Below are 22349 nucleotides of genomic sequence, written 5' to 3' on the forward strand. Positions count from 1 at the left end.
CCGCCGGGTCGGTTGGTCGGCGGGGCGCGGCGGGGCTATGAAGTGCCGACGAAGATGTTTCACGTGAAACATCTGTACGGATAGACTGTCGCCCATGGCAAGCCGTCATCCTGAGCGGAGCGCCGGTCGCTTGGATGTGGGCGCGCCCCGCTGGGGCGGGGCGCGGCGGGAACTATGAGATGTGGCCCAGGAAGTCTTTCGTCCGATCGGACTTGGGGTGGTCGAACACCTCTTCGGGCGTGCCCTGCTCCACGATGAAGCCGCCGTCCATGAAGATGACGCGGTCGGCCACGTCGCGGGCGAAGCCCATCTCGTGGGTGACCACGATCATGGTCATGCCGCCCTTCGCCAGGCCTTTCATGACGCCCAGCACGTCGCGCACGAGTTCGGGGTCCAGCGCGCTGGTGGCCTCGTCGAACAGCATGACGTGCGGGTCCATGGCAAGCGCGCGGGCGATGGCCACGCGCTGCTGCTGGCCGCCCGACAGCTCGGAGGGCTTGTAGTCCACACGGTCGGCCAGGCCTACGCGGGTCAGCTGCTCGACGGCGATCTTCTCGGCCTCTTCCTTGCCGCGATGCAGCACCTTCTGCTGCGCCAGCATCACGTTCTTCTTCGCCGTGAGGTGTGGGAACAGGTTGAAGTTCTGGAACACCATGCCCACTTTGGCGCGCACCTTGTTGATGTCGGTCTTCTTCGCGGTGATCTCGGTGTCCTCGAAGAAGATGCGCCCGTCCGTGGGCGTTTCCAGCAAGTTCACGCAGCGCAGCAGCGTCGACTTGCCCGAACCCGACGGACCCAGGATGACCACCACTTCGCCGCGCTGCACCTCCAGATCGATCCCGCGCAGCACCACGTTGTCGCCGAACGATTTGCGCAGCCCCTCGATGCGGACCACCGGCTCGCCGACGCGCACGTCAGCTGCATTTGTGCTTTCTTCGCTCATATCCGCACCTCCTTAATGGCTGATATGGTTGGAGCCGGCCAGCGTCTCGGACATGCGCAGGCTCTTGGACACGGCCGCATCGGAGTCGGGCAGCACGGCCTCTTCCGACGTGATGGTCACGCCCTTCTTACGCTTCTTGCGGCCGCCCGCCATGCGCTGCTCCATCGAGTTGATGAGCTTCGTCATGGGAATGGTCACGATAAGGTAGAAGCCGGCGGCCACGATATACGGCGTCACGTTGCCCGTAGCGGCCGTGATGGTTTTCGCGTACATCATGATCTCCATGACGCCTACGGCGGCCAACAGCGACGTGTCCTTGTACATGAGGATGAACTCACTCGTCATCGTGGGGATCACGCGCCGCACGGTCTGCGGGATGATAACGTAGAACATCGTCTGCGCGCCATTCATGCCCAAGGAGCGCGCAGCTTCGAACTGGCCGCCGTTGATGGACTGGATGCCCGCGCGGAATATCTCCGCCAGGTACGCGCTGGAGTTCAGCACGAGGACGATTGCGCCCAACACGAACAGATCCATTTTAATGCCGAGCAGCGGCAAACCGAAAAACGCGATGTATATCTGCAGGAACAGCGGCGTACCGCGCACGATGTTGATGTACGTAGCGCCGAGAGCGCGCGGGACACGGCTTTTCGCCATGCGCATGAACGACCACAGAAGGCCGATGGGAATGGCCAGCGGAAAGCTGACGATGACGAGCGCGATGGCGATAAGCCATCCGCTGAACACCACCGGCACCGAGGTGACGATGATGCTGGGGTCGAAGAACAGGTGGAGGAACTTGTTGGAGTTCCACGCCTTCACCCAATCCTGCATGCCGAGCCAAGTGGACAATTGCTCGGCCGGAGACGTGCTGACCACGTCGAACGTCTTGTCGGAGGCAGGCATGTCGAGCGTCTGCCCGTCCGCCGTGGTATAGCTTCCCGTCAGGCCGAAGGTTCCCCCATCGCCCGGCAAAAGCGTGCGGTTGCACTCCACCATGACAAGAGAGCCGGCGGGCGTGGCCTCGGGGAACGTCACCGTGACCAGCGATCCGCCGTCAACCTGCACCTTCGAGGCGACGTCGAGGCGATCGAGGCCGTTCATGACGGTAACCTTGACGTTCTCGGCGTCGACTGACGAGCCTTCGGGCAGATCGATAGCCAACGCCGACAGCGATTCGTCTTCGGCGGTCTGCCCTTGCCACGTGACGCGCGTGGGCGTGGCGCCCATGACCTTTTCGAGCGCGTCGTCGTTGGGCTGGGCGGTCCATCGCTCAACCTCCATCGCCTGAGCGCTCAGCGGAAACGCGAACAGCACGGCAAGTGCCGCAGCGGCCAAAAGCGCTGCGGCACTTGCCAGGTGCATCCGCGTGCATCGAATGATACTCATGATGTCACGCTGGTTGATTTACTGAAGCCACTTGGCGGCAAGTTCGTCGTACTTGCCGTTGTCATGCACGGCCTGCAGCGCTTTGTTCAGCGCCTTCGTGAGCTCGGGGTTCTCCTTGCTCACTGCGACGGCATACTGCTCGCCCGTGGGAATCTCCTTGATCACCTGGCAGTCCGAGTACGACCTCACGTAGTAGTTCGCCACCGGCAAGTCCACGGACACGGCATCGATCTGGCCGGAGTCGAGCGCGGCGAACACAGCCGTCATCTCGTCGTAACCGGTAACCTCGGCATCTTTGATGTTCTCGGCAGCCCACTCGTAGCCGGTCGTGCCGCTTTGGGCTCCGATCTTCTTGCCCTCAAGCTGGGCGACGTCGGTGATGCCCGAATCGCTGCGCACGGTGATGCTCTGGTTCACGTTGCAGTACGGATCGGTGAAATCCACCTGCTGCAGGCGCTTGTCGGTGATGGTGAACGAAGACACGCCGACGTCAGCCTTGCCGCCGGTCTGGATGAGCGGCACGATGGTGTCGAACTTGGTGGACGGCAGATACTCGCACTCGAGACCCATCTCTTCCGCCAGCAAGGTCATGAGGTCCACCGCGAAGCCTTCGGGCTTGTCGCCGTTGAGATTCTCGAACGGCGGGAAGTCGAGCGACGCCGCCACCGTCAGCTTGCCGTCGTTGACCAACGTGTAGCCCGCATCGTTCCCGCTGGTGCTGCTGGTGGTGGCTCCCTGATCTCCGGACGAGCAGCCGAACAGCGCGAGCGACGCGGCCAACGCGCCTGCGGCGACGAGCGCGCCCCATTTCTTGATATTCATGTTCCTCCCCTTTCCACTGCATCCGCTTTTCTCGAACACTATAAGTATGATGCAGTCGCACTACTATACGGCCCCGGACGCTCTTTATCAAAGGTCTAAGCGCCAAGAGAAGGGTTAGTTGAGCGTGATGGCCCCCGAGCGGTCGTTTCGGAGGGCCGTGCGGTTTAGCGCGCTAGAGCGATGGAGCGGCTATCCGCATACGGCGCACACAGCATACAGCACCGCGAGAAACGCGAAATTGAAAGCCGTGAAGCGCGCGACGAAGCCGCTCGCCGTTTGGCGCGCCAATTCGGGACGGCGCCCGAGCGCAGCACGCACGGCACGATACTGGTTGAACGTGATGAGGCTGGCCAGCGATGCCACCAGCGTGCCCGCGCCGCCGATGTTCACGCCCACGAGCAGCGCCTGATAGCTGTCGGTGAAATGCGACAGCAACACCGCGGCCGGCACGTTGCTGACGATCTGGCTGGCGGCCGCGCTGGCCAGCAGCGCGTTATCGGCCATCGCCTGGGACAACACCGCTTCGACCGAGGGGATGCGCGCCATATTGCCCGCGAACACGAAGAAGCAGACGAAGGTGAGCAGCAGCCCGAAGTCCACCGAGCGCAGGGCGCGACGGTCGAGCACGAGCAAGCCGGCTACCACGGCGACGAGCGAAACCGGATACGGAACCAGGCGAAACACCGAGGCGATGACCACCAGAAGCAGCGCGCCGAACGCGATGGCGCGACGACGGTCGACAGGGGCGACGTCGGATCGCGCGAGGTGCCGCCCCTCCGCAGGCCGCCCTTCGGAAGCGCGCGGCGTCGGCTTCGCGAACAGGGCGCAGCTCAGGCCGATGAGCAGCACCGACACGGCAAAGGGCAACGCCATGGTAGCAAGGAAGTCCGTCAGCGGGATGTCGAACCGCTCGAACAGGTAGAGGTTCTGCGGGTTTCCGAACGGCACGATCATGCCGCCGAGATTCGCCGCCAGGCTCTGCATGATGAACGCGAAGGGAAGCGCACGTTCCCACCCCGCTTTGAGCAAAGTCGCCGCACAGAGGGGCAGCATCATGATGAGAGCCATGTCGTTCGTGGCGATCATCGACAGCACGAGCGTGATGCCCACGATGGCCGCGACGGCCGCGCGGCAGGTGGAGAAGCGCGCCACCATCGCGCGAGCCGTTGCTTCGAACACGCCTGCGTTGCGCAGCGCACCGACGAGCGCGAGGATGCCGAACAGGCAAGCGAGCGTTTTAAGATCGAAGTAGCCCAGATAGGAGGCGTCGGGCGGCACGACCAGCATGGTGGCCGCCGCGGCGAGCGCCGACACAAGCAGCACCGCGTGGGTCCGCGCGAAGCGCAGGCAGGCCGAAGCGATGCGGGCGCGCGAAAAAACGCCCCTCGGATCAGGGGCGTTCGGCGAAGTCGATGAGGGGTCGCGCGTCATGGCGACCAGTGTAGCGCGTCGACGGACGGCGTACAACCGCCAAAGCGCGCGAACCCCCGCCCGTACGAGGTCGCGATCGCGGGGCGCAGGACGCGGCCGCGTCGATGCGGAGCGGGCGATCGCGGGGACGGAGCGGTCGGTGCGCAGGGCGGCCTCCCAGGCCGATTCGGCGGGCCTGCGCACGCAGCGGCATGCGCCCTAGCGCTCCGGAAGGCTCGCGTAATCTACGCCGGAACGCGAAACCCCACATGGGGAACCCTGCCGAACCTTCCGTGGTAGTCGGAGCCGCTCGTGCAGACGAGGCGGTGACGGACAGCCAGCTCTGCACAGCGAGCGTGATCCGCCAAGGTGTGGTCGGGATGGAAGCGCTCGATGCCGCCGAGACCGCATTCCACCAGGTCGGGAAGCAGATCGTAGCTGTCAAGCTGGCCGGGATGCGCGAGCACCGCCAGCCCGCCGTCCTCCACGACGACCCGCACGGCGTCGCGCGCGTCCACGTAGTCGATATCGCGGTCGCAGATGCCGCCGTCCTTGAACAGGCTGCGATACAGCGTGCGGTAGCCGGCGCTGGGGTACGGCTCGCTGGTGAGCGCGGCCATGAGGTGCTGCTTGTACAGGCACGTGGACGCGCGGCCCAGCTCAAGCGCGCGCTCTACGTCCACTTCGTAGCCCGCTTCCACCAACCGGTCCAGCTGCCACAGCGAGTTCGCGTGACGGCGCTCAAGCGTAGGCCCGCACAGGGCGGCCAGCGCGGGGGCGCCCTCCTCGATGCCCAGCCCCAGGATGTGCACCTTGCGGCCGCGCTCGAAGTCGTAGGCGCTCACCTCGATGCCGCCCACCACCTGCACGCCCAGGCGCTCGCCCAGCTCGCGAGCGGCGGTCAGCCCGGCAGTGGTGTCGTGGTTCGTGAACGCCAGGCGCTCGACGCCTCGCTGCGCCGCCTGTTCGAGCACCTGCTCGAACGTGTCCGATCCATCGGACATCGTCGAATGCACGTGAAGATCTTCGATCACGATTCCCCTTTCGCGGTACGGAATACGGCTGGGATGGCAAAAAAGCATCGAATTCGGAAGGCGTGCCCGCCTCATAGGGTTGGACTATGCGAGAAGTCGGGGCATGGTTTTCCACGACCAGGCGTTTTGCCAGCGTTCCGCTTTCCTGCGCCGCGAAAAGACAGCTCGAGATTCCGAATTCGAATGCTTTTTGCCATTGGGACGACGTTGCGCGACCGCGCAAGGCGCCGTCGCCACGAAGGTCGCCGCCGCAAGGGGCTCCGTCGCCGCCTCCGGATGTTTCACGTGAAACATCCGTTCTCTTGCGCGCCACCCTTTCCTGCTCGCGACCGCACGGCGTCGGGCGCGGGCGATACATCCTCGTCACGCCATCATCCCCTCCTGCATGTTGAACTCATGATCGCACAAGCCTTCCATGAATTCGAGGTCGTGGAAGATGCCGAGCATCGTGGTGCCTTCGGCTTTCAGCTGCTCGATGAGGGAGCGCACCTTGAGCTTCGACGCGTTGTCGAGCGAGGCCGTGGGCTCGTCGAGCAGCAGCAGGCGCGGGCGCTTGATCATGGCGGCGGCGATGTTGAGGCGCAGCTTCTCGCCGCCCGAGAACGTGCGGGGGTACAGCTCCCACAGGCCTTCGTCCAGATCGAAGTGGCGCAGCATGCGCTCGGTCTCCTCTTCGGCGCGGGAGCGCTCGTCGGCGCCGTACGCTTCCAACGCGCTTTTCAGCACGATGTCGTAGGCGGTTTGGCGCGGCAGGGCGTTGAGGAACTGGGAGACGTAGCCCAGCTCGTAGGCGCGCAGGTACAGCATCTGGCGCTGCGTGGCCTGGGCCAGGTCCAGCATGCCGAAGCGCTGCGAGTCGTACAGAATGCGGCCGCGCTCGGGCAGGTTTGTGCGCCAGATGCAGCGCAGGATGGTGGACTTGCCGCTGCCGCTGCGCCCCGTGATGCCCACGAACTGGCCCGGTTCGATGGCGAAGTCGATGTCCTGGCACCCTTGCACGCGCCGGTTCACGCGATGGAGCAGGAAGGTTTTGGACAGGCCGTCGATTCGGAGGAGCGCCATGCTACACCGCCTTGGCCAGAGGGCGGGACAGCTGGTCGAGCGAGACGAGCTGCTCGGTGTCGCGTCCATAGCCGCGCGGCTGGTCGGGATAGTGCGAGCGAAACACCGAGCGGCCGCCCACGAACGCGCGCGTGACCACGGGCATCGTGCGCGCGACGCGACTGTCCGGCCCCGCGACCGGGTGCTCGCCCGAGCCTTCGCCGCAGGAGATCTCGCGCACCAGCAGCACGTCGGCGCGCTTGCCCACCGCGATGGAGCCCACCTCGTCGGCGATGCCCGCTGCCTTCGCCGGGTTGATGGTGACCAGCGCGAACGCCTTCGCGATGTCGAGCCCGCACTGGTCGCGAAGCGTGAACACCGCATCCAGCAGCGCCGCCGGGTAGTAGTCGCTGCACAACACGTCGATGGCGCCGGCCTGCACGGCCTCGCGCGCGCTGAGGTTGCCCGAGTGGCTGTGACCCAGCATCACGTTCGGCGCGCCCGCGATGGTGTGCATGCCGCGCGCCCGTGCCGCGCGCGCAATGTCCAGCGAGATGGGGAACTCGGAGATGGTGGCCTCGAGGCCGTCCATGAACGCCAGCTTGTCCTCGCTGTCGTCGTCGTGCGAGGCGATGGACACGCCGCGCTCGCGCGCCACGCTGGCCAGCGCGGTGATCTGGGCGTACGTGAGCTTCTGGCTCTCCTGCTGCTGACGCACGATGTCGCGCACGTCCTCGTCGCTGACATCGCGGTAGCCCTTCAGCGTGTCGCCGAACACCAGCAGGTCGCGGTACTGACCCTGCCCCGGCGTGTGGTCCATGAACGACACGAGGTCCACCTTGCCCGAGCGCAGGAAGCTCTCGATGTCGTCGTACAGGTCCACCGAGTCCAGCTCCACGCGCATGTGCAGGCGGTGGCGGATGAGGTGGTCGCGCTCCTCGCCCGCGCGCAGGGCGGCCACGCGGTCGATGAGGGCGCTCACGTTGCCGAAATCGCGGATGGGCTTGTGGTCGAACACGTGCGCGCCGTACACCGACAGCGAGTGGAAGATGGTGGTCACGCCGTGCGACACCAGCTCGCGGTCGGCCTTGTACAGCGACGTGGACAGGTCCATGACCACGCTGGGGCGCGGCGAGGCCACGTTCTCCACGTAGTCCGAGTGGATGTCGATGAGGCCGGGCACCACGTACGCACCGCGCGCGTCCACCACGGGCAGCACGCCCATCGTGGCATCGGGCTGCGCGTCGAAGTCGGACGCGCCCACCGGCTCGATGGCGGCGATGCGCCCGTCGATGACCACGACGTCGCAGTCGGGAAGCACGCGGTCGGCGCACACCACCGTGCCGCCGCGGATGATGCAAGAATTGGTGTCCATGGTGCAGGTTCCTTTCAAAGGGTCACATGTTGGCGTAGTAAGTCAGCGAGGGTTCTTCCGGTGCCCGAGATTGGCGTGAAAGACCGAGGAAGCGTACTTTGGTACGCGACGAGGGCTTGGAGCGCCAAGATCGGACACCGGAAGAGCCCGCAGCGTCGGCGTACTCCTTGCTCGTCAGAGCAAGGAGTAGACGAGCTGTTGGGTGTATGCGTGTTGGGGGTCTTCCAGGATCTGGTCGGTCAGGCCGCTTTCGATGACGCGGCCGTCCAGCATGACCAGCGTGCGGTCGGCCAGCATGCGGATGACGCCCAGGTCGTGGCTGACCACCAGCATGCTGACGTTGAAATCGCGCCTGATCTGCTGGATGAGGTCGAGCACGGCCGCCTGCACGGAGAGGTCGAGGCCCGTGGTCACCTCGTCGAGCAGCAGGATGGGCGGATTGTTCGACAGCGCCTTGGCTATCTGGACGCGCTGCTGCATGCCGCCGGAGAAGTTGCGCGGCGGCTCGGCCTCGCGCGACAGCGGGATGTTCACGCGCGCGAGCAGCTCCTCCCCGCGAGCGCGCATGGCGCCCACGTTGCGGTTGCCGGCGGCGATCATCTGCTCGGCGATGTTCGACAGGCTGGAGAAATCCATGCGCAGCCCCAGGTAGGGGTTCTGGTACACCATGCCGAACACCGTGTTGCGGATGGCGCGCTGATGCTGGGGCGACAGCTGCAGCAGGTTCGCCGCGCCGCCGTCGAAGGGACGGGCGCGCACGTCGCCCTCGGTGGCCTCTTCGTCGAAGAACAGGCACTTCATCAGCGACGACTTACCGCTTCCCGACTCGCCCACGATGCCGACGATCTCGGCCGGGAACACGTCCAGGCTGACGTCGCGCACGGCGAGCACCGTGCCGCAACGCGGGCATACGTTGCGTTCCAGCTGCGCCGCGGGAGCAAGGCAGTGCGGGCAGCCCGCGCCGAAACGCTTCGACAGGTGGCGCACCGACAAGCACGGCTCCTCGTCGACGCCGAACCGTTGCGCATCAAGCATGGGAAGTTCCTTTCTGAGAATCGCCGGTCGTTTCGCGCCGCTGCGTACACCAGGCCGTATCGTTGCATTGGTAGTAGGTTTCGCCGGTGGCTTCGTCCACCAGCTCGTCCAGGTAGACGCCCTCGGCGCCGCACAGGCGGCAGCACTTTCCCTCGAAGGTTTCCACCGCGAACGGGTAGTCCTCGAAATCGAGCGGCTTGACATCGGTGAAGGGCGGCACGGCGTAGATCTTCTTCTCGCGGCCCGCCCCCAACAGCGTGAGGTGGCGCGCCTGGTTCAGCTTCAGATTGTCGAAGCGCGGGATGGGCGACGGCGCCATCACGTAGCGGCCGAACACCTGCACGGGGTGGTCGGCGCCGGTGGTGGCGGCGTCGTAGCGCACGATCTGGTCGAACAGTTCCAACCACGCGCCGGTGTAGTCGGCCTCGGCGTGGAGGCGCTTCGTGGCGGCCTCGCTGGGCTCGAAGCTGCGCAGCGGCTCGGGCGTGGGCACCTGCAGCACGAGGATCTGGCCGTCGTCCAGCGGATGCTCGGGAATGCGGTGGCGCGACTGGATGAGCGTGGCATCCTCGGTGGCATCGGTCACCTCCACGTCGGTGGTGTCGACGACCAGCTTCTTGATGTTGACGGCGTTCACGCTGTCGTCGGAGCCCTGGTCGATCACCTTGAGCGTGTCGTCGGGGCCGATGATAGCCAGCGTGATCTGCAGGCCGCCCGTGCCCCAACCGCGCCCGATGGGCATCTCGCGCGAGGCGAAGGGCACCTGGTAGCCGGGGATGGACACGCCCTTGATCAGGGCGCGGCGGATCTCGCGCTTCGACGCCTCGTCGAAGAACGCGTAGTTATAGCGCTGCTGCATCGCGGGCCTCCTTCGACTCGGCGGGTTGATCGTGCGGGTCGCGCGTACTTTGCGGGTCGCGCACGGCGAGCGTGACGCGCGGGTCGCGCTCGCCGCATTCGCTGTGCTCGTCACGCGTGCCGCGCACGCTGGACAGCTTCGACTGGAACGTGACGTAGTGGGGCAGCTTGAGGTGCGAGATGAAGCCGGTAGCCTCCACGCCGTCCACGTGGTACAGCACGAACTCCTCGTCCTCGGTGGGGAACCGCTTGTCGCCGTGCTCAAGACAGTGGTCGAGCACGCTCATGGCGATGGCCTTCGTCTCGGCGCGGCCGAACACCAGGCCGTAGCCGATGGCCAGCGACAGGCCGCCGCCATCAGAACGCATGGCCGTCGCCGTGCCGCCGTCGGCATCGCTTTCGCCCTCGCTCTCGAACACGCTTTCCACCTCGGTCACCGGGACGGAGCCCAGGTAGTAGGCGTCTTGCTCGCCGCCCGCCTCGAGCGGATGGTCGACGGCCACGGCCACGCGACCGGAGCGAAGCTCGCCCACCGTGGGATGCGCGGGGCCGAAGCCGCGGATGGCGGCGTACCCCAGCGCCTCGACGGCCTGCGTCATGCCGCGCGCGAGCGTCTGCAAGCGCACCGAGCGCGGCGCCGGGAACGACAGCGGCGCCATGGTGGCGTCCACCGGCGGCGCGTCGTCGGCTTCGACGTACGCGAGCAGGCCTTGGGCGCGCAGGTAGTCCAGCACGCGCGGAAGGGTCGCAGGGGTTTGGGACGCGCCGGGCGCGGCGGTGTCGGGAGGCTTCGTAGGGGCGCCCTGCTGGGCGCCCGCGGGCGGGCAGCAGCCCGCCCCTACGGGGATCTCCGCGCACGGGGAAGCGGCGAGCGCAACGTCGGGCGCGGCCTCGAGGGCCTCGGCGGCACTCTCGAAGTGAGCGGCCAGTTCGGCGCGCTTCTCGGCCAGCTCTTCGGCGCCCTCGGTTTCCAGGTCGAACGCCAGCAGGCGGTGGCTGTAGTCGCGCGTGGCGCCCAGCACCTGGCCGCCGGGCACGTCCTTGAACGCGGCCGACACGCGGCGGTTCACGCGCATGGCGCCCGTGTCCACCGGACGCGACACGTAGGGGCGCTCCAGCGTGGAGCGGAACGCGCGCAGCAGGAACACGGCCTCGTCGGGCGAGCCCTGCGCCTGCTTGAGCGCCAGCGCGGCCAGACGCGGCGCGTAGAGCGAGGCCTCGCCCATTACCTGGTCGACCAGTTCGGGAAACGTGCCCTCGATCTCGTCGGTGCCCCAGGCGGACGACGCGCTAACGCGCTGGTATTCCAGCAGCTTGAGGCTTTCCTCGATGGCTTTTCCGCCACCGCGCACGGCAACGTATCCCATCTAGCGCACCCCCTTCGCAGCGGATACGGCGGTTGCGGCGGGCGCGAACCCCTCAGCAGGCACGGACTCGGAATGTTTCACGTGAAACATTTGTTCTTTTGTCGCACTACATTGAGTCGATTGTTTCACGTGAAACATCGACGCGGGATCGGTTGAGGGATCGAGGCCGGGCGCTGGGTTGGTTGCAGCGTCGCGCGCGAGGTCAGACGCGGGGTCGGCGCCGAACCCGGTTGCGGGGTCGGCGAGGCGTCGCGCGCTCGAGCTGCGCGGAACGGCCGCTATGCGACCCTCCGGGTCTACCAGCACGATCTCGATGCCGCAAGGGAACTCGTCGCCGCGCGCGTCGCGGGCGCGCAGCCAGTCCACGCGATCGACGGCGAAGCGGTTCTCGCGCTCCACCCCCGGGCCCTGCAGCGCCACCACGTGCACGGCCGGCTCGGTCACCTCGCCGCTCTCGGGCACGCCGGCCAAGCGCGCGCAGCCCATGAGCAGAGTCGCTCCCTTCTCCGGCGACACCAGCGTGCCGCGGCACGCCTCGGCCACGGCCTCGCTGGCCGTTTGCGCGTCGGCGCGCGCGGGCACCACTACGAAGTCGGCATCGCGCAGGGGCGCCCGACGCGCGTGCGTCTCGCTCGTAAGGTACGCGGCCACGGCGTCGGACTCGGAATCGGCCACGCAGAACGTCACCGCCTGGTCCACGAACAGGCGCACCACCAGCTCCAACGACGCGTCGAGCGCAACAGGGCTCGCCGGGTTCTCGGGCGCCGGCACCAACCGGTGCACGGTTCCCGGATGCGCGAACGCATCGAGCACGCAGCGGAACGCCCGCTGGGCGCGATGCAGGTCAGCGTCTTCTCGTATCGTCATGCTTCCACCTTCATAGTCGAGAAATCAACCTTCGTCGCCGCGGTGCGGCGCGCCTCGCGCTGGTCGCGCGCTTCGACGCGCGCTAGCTCGGCGCGCAGGGAAGCGTCCCAACGGGAAGCCCACGCGTCGCCCGCCGCGCCGGAGAACACCGCGTCCACCACGGCAAGCTCGTAAGCGCGGCACCGATCGCTGCCCAGCACGAGGCCCAGGCCCACGGCGTCGCCCACGCGCACGCGGCACGACGTCATCAGCGCCTCGCCCAGAAAGAACAGGCTTCCCTGCGCCGTCTCGCGCGCCTGCACCATCACCAGCTCCTCGCGCGGCTCGTCGAGCACCGCGACGGCGCCCTGCGCCCCATCGCGCTCTACCTCGCACACGATGGCCCGAGCCAACGCCGGATCGCCCTCCACCAAAGCACGAGTACGCTCATACCGTTTCAACAAAACACCACTCCCATCTGAGTTTTTCTCTCTTCATACACCGGCCGCGAATCCGCGCAAGCGCCCCGCGCAGAACGATCGTTTCAACATGCAAGAGGCCTGGGGGCTGCGGGGCCCGGGGTGGTGCCCACCAAGCGAGTTTCGCAGCGAAGCGAGGACTGTTTGAGCGACTGGGCATCGCCCCGGGCCCCGCAGCCCCCAGGCCCTCCCGCTCGCAAGACAAATCAGTGCTGCACGATGTAGCGCTTGCGCAGCTGCGTGGCCGCCACTTCCAGCACCACGGCCACCGCCAGGCACAAGTACACGATCAGCCCCACCTCGTGGATGTTGTAGTAGAAGCTACCGGCCAGGAACAGCTGGTAGCCAATGCCGCCCGCGCCCGCCACGGCGCCCACGGCCACGGCGTTGACGAAGTTGATCTCGAAGCGGATGAACGTCCACGACAGCATCTCGTTCACCTTTTCGGGCACCACGCCCTGGAACACTACCTGCCACCACGACGCACCGCTGGCGCGCAGCGCTTCCAGCACGCCGGCGTCCACTTCCTCGAAGCTTTCCGAGTACGCCTTCACCAGGTACGCCACGCTGTGGAACAAAAGGCCTGTGACAGCCGCCTCCGGCCCCAGGCCGATGGCCACCGAGAACACGAGCACCCACAAAATGGTGGGCACGGCGCGCGCCACGCTCATGAACACCTTGATGGCGTTGCTCATGCCCTTGCTGGACAGGTTGCAGGCCGCCAGCAAACCCAGCACGAACGCGATCACCGCGCCGATGAACGTGGTCAGAAGCGCCAGCGCCAGCGACACGAACAGACCTTCGATCACGTCGGGCAGCGTGAAGTGCCCGCCCAGCCCCGGCTGCGTCATCATGGTGACGAAGTCTTCCACGGCCGCGGCCATCGCTGCGGGAAACGACACTTTGCCGTAGTCCATCACCACAAGCGCGAACACGGTGATGGCTGCCAGCACGCTCAGCACAACGTACAGCGCCACGGTCGACTTGCTGGCCACATGCACCTTGATCTTCCCCGAGCGCGACGTGCGCGCGCCCATGCCACACAGGTCGTTCGTATCGCCATCGAGGGTTTCCGCAGCACCGGCGCCTATTCCGAGCGCGTCGGCCGAGGCGCCCTGCACGATGCCGACGTCCTCGGCGATGGCCGCCGCGTTCGCTTCGGCAGCCACTTTGTCGGCATTCGCCATCATATGACCTTCCTCCTCACGAAGTTCGAGGTTAGCTCGCAGGCGATGACCACGAGGACGATGGATAGGATGACCAGCCCGGCGATGTCGTAGCGGAAGCTTTTGTAATACACGTCGAACACAAATCCGATGCCCGTGCCTGTGAGCAGGCCGATGAGCGTGGCGTCGCGGATGTTCGTCTCGATCATGTACATGACCCAGCTGATCACCGACGTGATGCTCATGGGGACGACCGCCTGAGCCACGATCTGGCCGTAGGTCGCCCCGGAGGCGCGCAGAGCCTCCACGGGACCCGCGCTCATCTCGTCGATGCTCTCCAGAAAACAGCGCGTCAGGTAACCGAAGCTGGTGAGGAACAGCGCGAAGAACCCGGTGAACTCGCTCTGCTTGAACGAGAACAGCAGGATGAACGCCCAGGCCACCACCGGGATGTTGCGGAACAGCGACGCGACGGCCCGCACGATGAGGGGAAACGGCCCACCCACCCCCACCGATCGCGAGCCCAGCACCGCGCAGATATACGCCAGAACCGCCGCCGTGCAACTGGAGGCGATCGAGGCGAGAATCGTCGAACCCAAGGCGGGAAGGATGGTGTCCAGCTTCTGGAGGGAGGTAAGGGAAGGGACGAATTGCGTCGCCATCCAAACGAGCCCGCCCGGGACGTCGAGGATTGCCTGCATGAAATCGAAGCCGACATAGGTGCCCGACAGCGCGCCCAGCGCCACGAACACGAGCGCCATGCCGACGACGGCCGCCGTGCGCCGCAGAAAGAACGACGGGTCGTAGGCGCCGCGCGGCACCGCGCGCCTGCCGCGCAGACGCGAAAGGAAGCCGGCCGACTGCAGAACACGCTCGGTCATGCCGCCACCTCCGGCGAGGAGGAATCCTTCGCCTCCGCTTTTCCGAGCCTTTCTGGATCCGCCTCGCGCGTTCGAGAGCTCGATAGCTCGCCGACCTGCCGAACGCTTCGTTCGCCGAAGTCGCTTCCGGCTTCGGCTTCCTCGTTCGTGCCGTATATGTCGGCGATGGCGGCCTCGTCCAACAGGTGCGGCGCGCCGTCGAACACGACGCGGCCCTTCTTCAGCGCCACGATACGATCGGAGAATTCCATGGCGAAGTCAACTTGGTGCAAGTTAGCCAGGCACGCCACGCCCAGCTCGTCGGCCGCCCAACGCAGGTGCTCCATCACCGTGCGCGATGACTTCGGGTCGAGGCTGGCGATGGGCTCGTCGGCCAGCATGAGCAGCGGGTCCTGCACGAGCGCCCGGGCGATGCCTACGCGCTGCTTCTGTCCGCCGGACAGCTGGTCGGTGCGCGCGTACGCGAAGTCGGCCAGACCCACCTGGTCGAGAATCTCGAACGCACGGCGCTTCTCGTCCTCGCTGAACAGACCCAGCATGCCGGCGACGGCGGACTTGTAGCCCAAGCGCCCCTGCAGCACGTTCTCGATGGCGGTGGCACGGTACACCAGGTTGTAGTGCTGGAACACCATGGCGATGCGGCGACGCGTCTGGCGCAGCGCCCGTCCGCGCACATGCGTCACGTCGTCGCCGTCGAAGACGACGCTGCCCTGCGTGGGATCGATCAGGCGGTTCACACAGCGCAACAGCGTGGATTTGCCCGCGCCCGAGCAGCCGATGATGCTGACGAATTCGCCGCGCGCCACGGAAAGCGACACGTCGTCAAGAGCCTTCGACCACCCGTCGTAGCTTTTCGTTACGCCCTCAAGGAGGAGCAGCGGCTCGAGGCCCTGCCGCTCGACCGGAGATGTTCCCAGCACCTCGCTCATTACGCAGTCCCGCCCAGTTTGCGGATGGGCTCGTACCAGGCGTCGTCGGTCTTCACGAAGCAGGTCTTCTCGGAATCCTTCTCGAACAGGCCCTTGGCGTTCTCGTCCTCGGGATCGATGAAGATGGCCTTGTCGTTGGCTACCTTATCGGAGCAGAAGTAGTCGATGATCTTCGTGCGGTCGTCGTCGGAGATGGCTTCCTCGTTGAAGCAGATGGGCGAGTTCAGCACCGGCGTGATGGCGATGATGGTGAATTCCTTGCCGCGCACCGAGTCCACGGGAGCCTCGGCGTCGTCCTTGGCCTTGTACACCGCGCCGATGCTGTTGGCCTCGCCGGACACGAGGTCGAGGTACATATCCACGTCCACATCGTCGAACGCGGCCGCATCGGCATCGCCGGACAGCAGATTCACCAACGATCCCACATGCGAGTTGCCGAACAGCACTTCGCTGAAGAACTTGCCGCCTTCCAGCAGCTCGTCGGAGCCGTCGAGGCCGAACTCGGTGACGATGCCGCTCGACGGCACCTTGAAGCCCGAGGTGGACGTGGCAGACACGAACGAGAACGACTTGCCCTTGATGTTCTCGATGGAGAAGCTGCCGCCGTTTTTGTACTGGTCGGCGTCTTCTTTGCGCACGCAGATGCGGCTGTAGTAGCAGGCGCCGTCGAGGCCGCCGTCCTCGTCGCTGTTCGTGAAGGCGGCCAGCACCTTCGGGTTCTTCTTGTTGGCCTGCACGTAGCCCTCGGGGCCCAACAGCGCCATCTGCGCCTTGCCCGACGCGATGGACTCGATGGCCACGTTGTAGTCGGTGGTGGTCAGCAGATTCGCCTCGCGGCCGCATGCCGCCGTGATGGCCGCGCCGATGGCCTCGCGCGAGGAGGTGAGGTCGGCCGAGGAGTTGTCGGGCAGCCACACCATGGTGATGGGATCGGTGGAAGAGGCTGCGTCGCCGCCGGCGGAGGCCGAAGCCGTGTCCGCGCCCGCAGCCGCGCCGGAGCCGCCGGCCGTGCAGCCCGTCAAAGCGCCGAACATGCCCGCCATCGCCAGCGCCGCGCTGCCGGCCACGAACTGGCGCCTGCTCAAAAACCCTTCTGCCATAGTTGCGTTCCTCTCGTATCCCCGGCGCAATCGCCGGGATCGCATTCGTCTTCGGCACGAGTTGACCCTGCGGCCAACGTGCGAGAACCATCGTAAGAAAGGAAGGTAAGGACGAAGGAAGGCGCGCGTAAAGATGCCCCCAAGTTTGAGCAAAGGGGGCATCAGGAACGAGAAAGGTTCAGGTAAAGCGGACGCGAACGAGCTGATGAGCGAACCGAAACGCAGGAGGGCGGCGGCATCGACCGACCACGTTCGCCCCGCCTCGCTCGGGATGTTTCACGTGAAACATCCGTTCGCGCTTGCGAAAGAGCGGGCCTTTGGGTTAGGGCTGCGAGCTCGAGGTTCGCGGAGCCCAGGCACGCAGGGTCCGGGCTGCAGGCTCACGGGCTAGGGCTTGCGGCTTCGGGTTGGGGCTCGCGGGCTAGGGCTTGCGGCTCGCGGCGCACGGCTTCGGGCTGGGCTCACGGGCTGCGAACCAGGGCTCGCGGGCCTCGCGCTTGCGGACCTCGAGCTGCGGGCTTTGCCCGAGCGGGGCGGCGGCTATCCCTCGAAGTGCTCGGCCGCCACTTCCAGCTGATGGACGATGTCGATGCCTTGAGGGCACATCGCTTCGCAGGCGCCGCAGGCGATGCAGGACGAGGCAGGCCCAGGGGCGGCCTGCCACGAGTAAAGACCCTTCGCGAAATCGCGGTTCTCGGTCATAAGCTCCAGGTTCAACAGGCCCAGGATGGCGGGGATCACCACGCCCTGCGGGCAGTCCTTCACGCAGTAGCGGCAGTTCGTGCACGGCACGCTGGCCATGCCGCGCAGCGTTTCGACGGCTGCGTCCAGCGCCTGCTGCTCCTCGGGCGAGAACGGGCGGTTCGCCTGGTAGTCGGCCACGTTCTGGCGCACCTGGTCCAGGTTCGACATGCCCGAGAGCACGGTGAGCACGTTCGGCTGGTTGCAGCAGAAGCGATACGCCCATGAGGCCAGGCTGGCGTCGGGGTTCGCCGCGCGCAGCACGTCGGCCACGCGCTGGGGCAGCTCCACCAGGCGGCCGCCGCGCGCGGGCTCCATGACGACCACGGGCACGCCGTGCTTCGCGGCCACCTCCATGCAGCGGCGCGCCTCCACCACCGGGTCGTCCCAGTCGAGGTAGTTCACCTGCAGCTGCACGAAGTCCATCTGCGGATGCGCCGTCAGCAGCGCGTCCAGCGCGTCGGCCCCGTCGTGCATGGAGAAGCCGACGTTCCTGATGAGGCCGCGCTCCTTCGCGTCCAGCGCGAAATCCCACATGCCGTACTCGTCGAACTTGGCCGTGCGCTCGCCGCCCACGTTGTGCAGCAGGTAGAAGTCCACGTAGTCCAGCCCCATGCGCTCCAGCGACGTGGTCAGGTTGCTTTTCGCCTCTTCGGCGCTGGGCGCGGCCCAGGCCAGGCACTTCGTGGCCACCGTGTACGCGTCGCGCGGGTAGCGCTTCACCAGCGCCTCTTTCAGCGCCTTCTCGGACGCGCCCTCGTGGTAGACGAACGCGGTGTCGAAGTACGTGCCGCCGACTTCGATGAACGCGTCCACCATCTGCTTGAACTGCTCCAAGTCGATGCTCTGCTGGTCGGCGGGATCGGTCAGCGGCAGGCGCATGCAGCCGAAGCCCAGCTTCGGCGTGGTTTCGAATTCCGGTCTCAACGATGCTCCTCTCGATGGGTTCGCCTATCATCATAGGGCTTCGAGCGGACTCCAAGTCAAGAGGGTTTTTTGGAGAAAGGATGCGAACGGATGTTTCACGTGAAACATCCCGGCTGACCGGGATGCGCACCGCCCCCACGAGCCGGGCAGGGACACTACGGCGGCCAAGGATCAGGATTGGGAACCCGCGCGCCAGTCCGGGAGGAGGTCGGAGAGGCCGCGCCAGTCGGGGGGCGCCAGTCGGGGAGGGCGCCAGCCGAGGGGGGGGGCCGGCCGCCGCGTTCGGCCCGAACGGGCTCGCGCCGGCATCGCCCGCAGAAGGCCGGGAAGCGGGGCGGCAGAGAATGCGCGCTATGCACGATTATCGGGGCCTGCCGACGGAGGCGAGGAGGGAAACACCAGGTCGGAAGAAATGGCGAGGGAGAAGAATCGTGCATAGGGGGGGCATTCTCTTCCATGTGCAGGGAAACGATCCGTCGCAGGGCGCTCGCCGGCACGGGTTCCATCCTGCGCCCCCTCTCCAACGCGTACGGATGTTTCACGTGAAACATCCCGGCTGACCGGGATGCGCACCGCCCCCACGAGCCGGGCGACGCAGGAGAACTGAACGGCGAGGCAGACCCGGGCAGCGGGCTCGAACGCAGATCCCGCGGAATCGAGCGCAAAACGCGAACCCAGAGGAATTGGACGCGGACGCGGATCCAGAGTAATTGGACGCGGGCGTGGGGAGCTCGGGTGCGGGTGGCCGGGTCGAACGCAGGGTGCGCGAGCGCGAGGAAGCGGGTGCGGGAGCGCGGGAGCGGGATCGAACGCGGGGGAGGCACGGGCGCGAGCACGGGCGCGAGAAGCGGAGCGCAGGAACAGCAGGCGAAGGAGGGACCGGCAAGCTTCGTCGAAGCCTTCGATCAGAGATCGGCGAACAGGTTCTGGAACTCTCGCTCGAAAACGCTGTTCTTCAGGCGGATGAATGCGATGTCATGCAGGATGGCGAGCCCCTCCAGATCGATGACTCGCAGCGTGCCGGCGGCCAGCTCGCGCGCCACAGCCGCCTCGTACAGAAACGAAATTCCCAGATCGTGCTCCACGAGGATCTTGATGACGTCAAGGCTCTCCACCACGCTGGCCTGCGCGAAGCCGTCCACCGTAAGGTTCTGAGCCGCCAGCGCGTGTTCGAGCACCGCGCGCGTGCCCGACCCCGGTTCGCGCACGATGAGCCGCTCGTCGAACAGATCTTCCACGCGCACGGGCCGAGCGGCGAACTCATGATCGGCCGCGCACACGCACACCAGCCGTTCGGTGCGGAACACGTCCCACGCATACGCATTCTTGTCGAAAAAGCCCTCCACGAACGCGCAGTCTATTTCGCCTGCGTTCAACAACGCCAGCAACTCGCTCGTGCCGCCCGAGCGCACGGCGACATGCAGTTCAGGATGTCGCCTGAGGTAGTCGGCCAGCGGCGCAGCCACCAGGTACTCCCCTGCCGTCAGCGTCATGCCCAGCGACAGCTCCACGCGCGCGCCCGTGGCCGAGCTGCGCATCCGGTCGCGCAGCAGGCGCTCGTCGTGCGCCATCGTGGACAGCGCGTCGCGCAGCAGCGCGCCCGCGTCGGTGAGCTGCAGCTTCTTGTTGCGGTAGGCGAACAACGGCACGCCGTAATCGCGCTCAAGGTGCGCGATGTGCTGCGACACCGCCGGCTGCGTGATGTTCAGCTCCTCAGCGGCGCGCGTGTAGTTCATCGTTCGGCAAACGGTCAGAAACGTTTCGACACGGAAATCCAGCATTGCGACCTCTATCAGGACAAACAATAACCATAAGATATAGTAATCATAACATAAGTATTTAGAAGTTTTCTTTTTCGTAGGGGAATGGAAGAATGGGCAGCGACTCGCAAGTCCCGAGCCTTCCCAGGTCGCAGGCTTGCAAGCCGCAGACAGACCCCCGTGCGTGTTTCAGATGGAACATCGAGCGGGGCCCCTCCATCGTGCGCATCAAGGAGTAAGATGCGCGACAGTAGAAAGGTAGCGCCGTGCGCGAGATCATCAGAAAAGTCCCCATACCCACCGCAGGCGTTGCGCTCGGTTTAGCCGCGCTGGGCAACTTGCTTCAGCCCTACACCGAGATCGTTCACATCGTCTGCGGCATCCTGTCGCTGGTGCTCATCGCCATGCTCGGCGCCAAGATCGCGCTGTTCCCCGATATGATTCGCGACGACCTGCATAACTCCATCATGGCCAGCGTCAGCGCCACCCTCTTCATGACGCTCATGCAGCTGGCCGGCTACCTGGCCCCCTTCGCGTACATTCCGGCATTTGCGCTATGGTCGGCGGCCGTTGTGGCGCACCTCGCGCTGATGGGCTGGTTCACCGCTCGCTTCATCTCGCACTTCAAACTGCATGAGGTGTTTCCAACCTACTTCATCTGCTACGTGGGCATCGTCGTAGCGTCCGTCACCTCTCCGACGTTCGGCATGGAGGCAGTGGGCCATCTGCTGTTCTGGTTCGGATTCGCCTGCTACGTCGTGCTTTTGGGCTTGGTGACGTACCGCTACATGAAGCACGAGATCCCCGAAAGCGCACGCCCGCTGTTCTGCATCTACACCGCTCCCATGAGCCTGTCCCTTGTAGGCTACTTGGCCACGGCTCCCCAGCCGAACCTCGTGTTCGTCCTGGCGATGCTGGTGTTGGCGCAAGCGCTGTTCGCCGTGGTGCTGTCGCGCCTCCCCGTTCTGCTGCGCCTTCGGTTCTACCCCAGCTACGCGGCCATGACGTTCCCCTTCGTCATCACGGCCACGGCTCTCGGCAAGGCGCTCGCGTTCTTCCAGGCTAACGGCCTTGCGGTACCCGAAGTGCTGAACGTCCTGTTCGCGGCCGAGGCGGCGGTGTCGGTGGTCATGGTGGGATACGTGTTCATCCATTACCTGCACTTCTTCTTCATGCGCATCGAAGAGCCGAAGAGCGCCGCCGTCATTCGCGAGAACAAGCAGACCGCCCGCTTCTCGGAGTATTTCGAGAACTAGAGCAAGAAAGAGGCAGGCCGGAAAGTCGGCTTGCCTCTTTCGGAAGATGCTGACGGAACCGCGCAGAAGGCGCGCGGGTGCGGGCCATCAGCCCATGCAGCTGGCTCCGGCCGCTAATCTTCCATCTCCAACGCACGAGCGAGGATTTGCATGCGCGACTCCACGTCTTCGATGATGCGACTGCAATCCTTGAGCTCGTCGTAGGAGTCGATCCCCTGCACCTCGCTCACCGACTTGTACTTCAGATCGTGTTCCAAGCTGGCCCAGAAGTCCATGGCGATGGTGCGCAGCTGCACCTCGACGGGAATGAGTTCCTTCTTGTCAAGAAAGTACACGGGAATGCGTACGATAACGTGCAGGCTACGATAGCCGTTCGGCTTCGGATTGTTGATGTAGTCTTTGATCTCGACGATCTCCAGGTCATCCTGTTTTTGCAGCAGCTCCAGCAGGTTGTACACGTCGTGGATGTACGAGCAGATCACGCGCACGCCGGCCACGTCCATGATGTAGCGCTCGAGGTTCTCCAGCGTGGGCTCTTTGCCGTAGCGCTCCAGCTTCTCGAAGATGCTGGCAGGTTTCTTTATGCGCGACTCCAGATGATGGATGGGGTTGCGGTGCTTCTTGAGATTGAGATCCTGGTCGAGGATCTCGAAGCGCACCATCATCTCGCGCATGGCAGCTTGGTACTTCTGGATGATCTCGCGGGTTTTCACCTCGGCGTCACGAAGACGCTGCAGATCGTCCAGGGGGCTGCGCAGGTCGTCGGTCAACAAAAAGGGAAAGCGGCTGGCCCCCTCGCCTCTCTGCGCCTCGACTGCAAGTCGACGATCGGACGGCTGCTGCGATGCGTCTGCCATAACGAATACTCCTTCAAGCACGGCTCTACCGATCCCATGATAGCCGAGCCGTCACGTCAACGGCGTTCCGGCTGCCGAATCCCGCGCAATCATCAGATGCGCCAGGCGGAGAGGGCTGGCGGTGCGCCGGATC

Annotated in this window: 20 protein-coding genes; 1 reads left to right on the plus strand and 19 read right to left on the minus strand. The window is 65.6% G+C overall.

Annotated features, from left to right (window positions below):
• Positions 1-172 precede the first annotated feature (172 nt).
• The 18 genes from GT590_RS05085 to GT590_RS05170 form a co-directional block, all read right to left on the minus strand.
• Positions 173-943 carry an amino acid ABC transporter ATP-binding protein gene (locus GT590_RS05085; protein ID WP_009305814.1) on the minus strand — a complete coding sequence of 257 codons (771 nt, stop codon included), beginning with the start codon at positions 941-943 and terminating at the stop codon, positions 173-175.
• Positions 944-955: 12 nt separating this feature from the next.
• On the minus strand, positions 956-2332 hold the full coding sequence (locus tag GT590_RS05090; RefSeq protein ID WP_227791411.1) for an amino acid ABC transporter permease: 1377 nt from the start codon (positions 2330-2332) through the stop codon (positions 956-958).
• Between the two features lie 18 nt (positions 2333-2350).
• Positions 2351-3154, minus strand: a complete 804-nt coding sequence (locus tag GT590_RS05095) for an ABC transporter substrate-binding protein (RefSeq protein ID WP_114519777.1) — start codon at positions 3152-3154, stop codon at positions 2351-2353.
• A gap of 189 nt (positions 3155-3343) precedes the next feature.
• Positions 3344-4477, minus strand: coding sequence for an SLC13 family permease (locus tag GT590_RS05100; RefSeq protein ID WP_015759892.1), 1134 nt, complete (start codon positions 4475-4477; stop codon positions 3344-3346).
• Positions 4478-4809: 332 nt separating this feature from the next.
• The gene (gene phnPP, locus GT590_RS05105) at positions 4810-5598 is read right to left on the minus strand and encodes a phosphoribosyl 1,2-cyclic phosphate 1,2-diphosphodiesterase (RefSeq protein WP_161170937.1); all 789 of its coding nucleotides are present in this window, start codon (positions 5596-5598) and stop codon (positions 4810-4812) included.
• A gap of 363 nt (positions 5599-5961) precedes the next feature.
• Positions 5962-6660: a phosphonate C-P lyase system protein PhnL gene (locus GT590_RS05110; protein WP_009305809.1), complete on the minus strand. Its 699-nt coding sequence runs from the start codon at positions 6658-6660 to the stop codon at positions 5962-5964.
• A gap of 1 nt (position 6661) precedes the next feature.
• Positions 6662-8014, minus strand: coding sequence for an alpha-D-ribose 1-methylphosphonate 5-triphosphate diphosphatase (locus GT590_RS05115; RefSeq protein WP_114551885.1), 1353 nt, complete (start codon positions 8012-8014; stop codon positions 6662-6664).
• 174 nt (positions 8015-8188) lie between these two features.
• A complete protein-coding gene (locus GT590_RS05120) occupies positions 8189-9049 on the minus strand; it encodes an ATP-binding cassette domain-containing protein (RefSeq protein ID WP_114551884.1) in 861 nt (286 codons plus the stop codon).
• A complete protein-coding gene (locus tag GT590_RS05125; protein ID WP_114551883.1) occupies positions 9042-9908 on the minus strand; it encodes an alpha-D-ribose 1-methylphosphonate 5-phosphate C-P-lyase PhnJ in 867 nt (288 codons plus the stop codon). The genes GT590_RS05120 and GT590_RS05125 overlap by 8 nt, the downstream gene beginning before the upstream one ends.
• On the minus strand, positions 9892-11274 hold the full coding sequence (locus tag GT590_RS05130; RefSeq protein WP_114551882.1) for a carbon-phosphorus lyase complex subunit PhnI: 1383 nt from the start codon (positions 11272-11274) through the stop codon (positions 9892-9894). The genes GT590_RS05125 and GT590_RS05130 overlap by 17 nt, the downstream gene beginning before the upstream one ends.
• Positions 11275-12141 carry a phosphonate C-P lyase system protein PhnH gene (gene phnH, locus GT590_RS05135; RefSeq protein ID WP_114551881.1) on the minus strand — a complete coding sequence of 289 codons (867 nt, stop codon included), beginning with the start codon at positions 12139-12141 and terminating at the stop codon, positions 11275-11277.
• Positions 12138-12584 (minus strand): phosphonate C-P lyase system protein PhnG, encoded by a 447-nt coding sequence (gene phnG / locus GT590_RS05140; protein ID WP_306770015.1) that lies wholly within the window; start codon positions 12582-12584, stop codon positions 12138-12140. The genes phnH and phnG overlap by 4 nt, the downstream gene beginning before the upstream one ends.
• 221 nt (positions 12585-12805) lie before the next feature.
• Complete coding sequence (locus tag GT590_RS05145; RefSeq protein ID WP_035584314.1) at positions 12806-13789, minus strand: ABC transporter permease; 984 nt, start codon at positions 13787-13789, stop codon at positions 12806-12808.
• Positions 13786-14646, minus strand: a complete 861-nt coding sequence (locus tag GT590_RS05150) for an ABC transporter permease (RefSeq protein ID WP_009305801.1) — start codon at positions 14644-14646, stop codon at positions 13786-13788. Before GT590_RS05150 ends, GT590_RS05145 begins: the two co-directional genes overlap by 4 nt.
• Positions 14643-15575, minus strand: a complete 933-nt coding sequence (phnC, locus tag GT590_RS05155) for a phosphonate ABC transporter ATP-binding protein (RefSeq protein WP_114551880.1) — start codon at positions 15573-15575, stop codon at positions 14643-14645. The genes GT590_RS05150 and phnC overlap by 4 nt, the downstream gene beginning before the upstream one ends.
• Entirely contained in the window at positions 15575-16675 is a 1101-nt protein-coding gene (locus tag GT590_RS05160; protein ID WP_114558111.1) for a phosphate/phosphite/phosphonate ABC transporter substrate-binding protein, read from the minus strand. Before GT590_RS05160 ends, phnC begins: the two co-directional genes overlap by 1 nt.
• Positions 16676-17215: 540 nt before the next feature.
• Positions 17216-18343 carry an aldo/keto reductase gene (locus tag GT590_RS05165; protein ID WP_114551878.1) on the minus strand — a complete coding sequence of 376 codons (1128 nt, stop codon included), beginning with the start codon at positions 18341-18343 and terminating at the stop codon, positions 17216-17218.
• 905 nt (positions 18344-19248) lie between these two features.
• Positions 19249-20124 carry a LysR family transcriptional regulator gene (locus GT590_RS05170; RefSeq protein ID WP_009608083.1) on the minus strand — a complete coding sequence of 292 codons (876 nt, stop codon included), beginning with the start codon at positions 20122-20124 and terminating at the stop codon, positions 19249-19251.
• Positions 20125-20369: 245 nt separating this feature from the next.
• Between GT590_RS05170 and GT590_RS05175 the strand changes: the two genes are divergently transcribed.
• Positions 20370-21359, plus strand: coding sequence for a TDT family transporter (locus GT590_RS05175; RefSeq protein ID WP_114534393.1), 990 nt, complete (start codon positions 20370-20372; stop codon positions 21357-21359).
• A gap of 113 nt (positions 21360-21472) precedes the next feature.
• Here the strand turns inward: GT590_RS05175 and GT590_RS05180 are convergent, their stop codons facing one another.
• Positions 21473-22216, minus strand: a complete 744-nt coding sequence (locus tag GT590_RS05180) for a GTP pyrophosphokinase family protein (RefSeq protein WP_009305795.1) — start codon at positions 22214-22216, stop codon at positions 21473-21475.
• Positions 22217-22349 lie beyond the last annotated feature (133 nt).

It is taken from the genome of Eggerthella sp. BIOML-A1, assembly GCF_009875595.1.
Lineage (GTDB): Bacteria > Actinomycetota > Coriobacteriia > Coriobacteriales > Eggerthellaceae > Eggerthella > Eggerthella lenta.